At 69.5% G+C, this 2,700-nt stretch carries 3 protein-coding genes; all 3 read left to right on the top strand.

All coding sequences use genetic code 11. The annotated features are described in order from the left end of the window. Positions 1-1,425: sulfatase family protein (locus D3273_RS27460; RefSeq protein WP_207210930.1), on the top strand; the 1,425-nt coding region annotated here is incomplete at its 5' end. A 65-nt stretch (positions 1,426-1,490) separates the two neighbouring features. Then, on the top strand, positions 1,491-2,225 hold the full coding sequence (locus D3273_RS27455) for an ABC transporter permease (protein ID WP_207210931.1): 735 nt from the start codon (positions 1,491-1,493) through the stop codon (positions 2,223-2,225). Between the two features lie 14 nt (positions 2,226-2,239). Next, positions 2,240-2,700: ABC transporter ATP-binding protein (locus tag D3273_RS27450; RefSeq protein ID WP_129230186.1), on the top strand; the 461-nt coding region annotated here is incomplete at its 3' end.

Genomic DNA, 2,700 nt, shown 5'->3' with positions numbered 1-2,700 from the left:
CGCCCCAACATCGTGCTCATCATCACCGACCAGCAGCGCTTCGACACGATCGCGGCGCTGGGTTTCCCCTATGCAGACACGCCGAACCTCGACCGGCTCGTCGCGGAGGGCGTCAGCTTCACCCAGTGCCACGTCACGGCACCGTCGTGCGTGCCATCGCGGGCGAGCCTGTTCAACGGCCATTACCCGCACACCACGGGTGTGCTGGCCAACGGTCAGCCCTGGCAACGCACCTGGGTCGAGCAGCTCCGCGACGCCGGCTACCGCTGCGTCAACGTCGGCAAGATGCACACCATCCCCTATAACTCCGATTCGGGGTTTCACGAGCGCTACGTCGTCGAGAACAAGGACCGATATCTCGAAGGCCGCTGGTACTTCGACGAGTGGGACAAGGCGCTGGCCGCCAACGGCCTCGTCAAGCAGCAGCGTGAGGGGTACCGGCAGCGTGACGACTACCGCGAGCGCCTCGGCGCCTTCGACTGGGAGCTGCCCGAGCGGCTGCACTCGGACGCCTTCGTGGGCGACATGGCGCGATGGTGGGTCGATACCTACCCGAAGGCCGAGCCGCTCTTTCTCCAGGTCGGCTTTCCTGGCCCGCATCCGCCCTACGACCCGCCGGCCCGCTACTCCGAGCCCTACCTCGCGCGGGACGACCTGCCGCTGCCCGACCCGTCGCGGGCGGAGCTCGATCGCCTGCCCGCGGCCCTGAAGGAGAAGCGGCACCACGACGTCGCGGTCGACCACGATTCGGTGTCCTGGAGCCTCGACCCGAAACCCGAGCAGATGCGGCGCATGTGGGCGCACTACCTCGGCAACGTGACGCTGATCGACGAGAAGGTCGGGCAGCTCCTCGGCTCGCTGAAGGAGCGCGGCTACCTCGACGACGCCGTGGTGATCTTCACATCCGACCACGGCGAATGCCTCGGTGACCACGGGCTCAGCCAGAAGTGGTCCATGTACGATGTCGTCACACGCGTGCCGACGATCGCGTGGTCGACGGCAGGTCGCTTCGCGGGGGGGCGCAGGGTCGACGGGCTGTGCCAATGGTTCGACCTCGGCCCCACCATCCTGGAGCTGGCCGGCATCGCCCCGCCCACTACTTTCGAGGCGCGCAGCCTCCTCCCGGCACTGGAAGGCAGGCCTTGGGAGCCTCGCACGCACGTGTTCTGCGAGCAGGGCGGCGATGTCGCGCTGTCCGGCACCGAGTTCATCACCGGCGTGCGGGGCGAGCGCTGGAAACTCGTCCATTTCAAAGGGTCGGAACAGGGGCAGCTGTTTGACCTCGCGGCCGATCCCGACGAGGTCGACAACCTGTGGGACGACCCCGCCCATCTCGACATGCGTCGTGCCCTGCTCGACGTGATCCGCGACTGGCTGATCGAGTCGAACGTCCGCACCCGCGACCGGCAGGCGGCCACGCGATGACGGCCTTGACCGCACGAGCCGCCAAGCCCCGTCCGGCCGGCGCGCGGCGCCTCGGCGCGTCCTCCATGCTCAGCCTGAACCTCCTCGCGGTCGGCGGTGGGCTCGCGCTGTGGTGGGCGCTGACGGCTGCGGGCGCCGTGGGGCTGCCCGGCCCCGGCGCGGTGGCGACCCAGGCACTCGCTTCGGCGCGCGACGGCACGCTCTTCGCCGACGCTGCGGCGAGTCTCGCCCGCGTGCTCGCCGGCTTCCTCATAGGCATCGCCTGCGCGATCCCGGTGGGCTTCCTGATGGGCTGGTACGCGGTCGCGCGCGGCCTCGTCGAGCCCTACGTGCAGTTCTTCCGGGTCATCCCTCCCCTCGCCATCATTCCGCTGGCCATCGTGACGTTGGGGATCGGCGAAGCCCCGAAGGTCTTCGTCATCTTCCTCGCCGCCTTCCTGTCCTCGGTCGTGGCGACCTACCAGGGCGTGATCGGCGTTGACCGCACCTTCATCGACGCCGCGCGGGTGCTCGGCGCCTCCGATTTCACCATCTTCCGCCGCGTCGTCGTGCCAGCGTCTACCCCCTTCATCATGGTGGGGGTGCGGATCGGGCTCGGCTCGTCCTGGGCGACAGTGGTGGCGGCGGAACTGATCGCCGCGCAGTCCGGCCTCGGCTTCCGCATGCAACAGGCCGAGCTCTACTACGACCTGCCCACCATCTTCGTCAGCCTCATCGCCATCGGGGTGTTGGGCCTCGCCATGGACCGCGCCGTCGTGGCGCTCGACCGCCGCCTCACGGCTTGGCAGGAGCGAGCCTGATGGAGCACCCCGGGATGCCTGCCAAGATCTCCTTCCAAGCCGTGTCGCGCGACTTCGCCGCCCCGGACGGTTCGCGCTTCACGGCGCTCGATCGGTTGAACCTCGACATCGCCGACGGCGAGTTCGTCACCGTCGTGGGGCCGTCCGGCTGCGGCAAGTCGACCGCGATGGGCATCGCGGCCGGCCTTACCCTGCCGAGTTCGGGGCGCGTGCTGGTCGACGGGCGCGAGGTGCGTGGGCCTGGCCCCGAGCGCGGCGTGATCTTCCAGCAATACGCGCTGTTCCCCTGGCTGACCGTGCGCCGCAACGTCGAGTTCGGGCTGGAAATCGCGGGCCGGCCCAAGGCGGAGCGCCGCGCCGTCGCCGAGCGCTTCATCGATCTCGTGGGCCTCACGCCTTTCGCCGACGCCCTGCCGAAGACGCTGTCGGGCGGCATGAAGCAGCGCTGCGCCATCGCGCGCGCCTACGCGGTCGA

Origin of the sequence: Lichenibacterium minor (assembly GCF_004137685.1) — a bacterium.
GTDB lineage: Bacteria > Pseudomonadota > Alphaproteobacteria > Rhizobiales > Beijerinckiaceae > Lichenihabitans > Lichenihabitans minor.
This window is presented reverse-complemented; position numbering and strand designations above follow the sequence as displayed.

Bases quoted from the DNA above. Each gene is read 5' to 3' on its own strand.
- D3273_RS27455 (WP_207210931.1), top strand. From the start codon at position 1,491: ATGCTCAGCCTGAACCTCCTCGCGGTCGGCGGTGGGCTCGCGCTGTGG.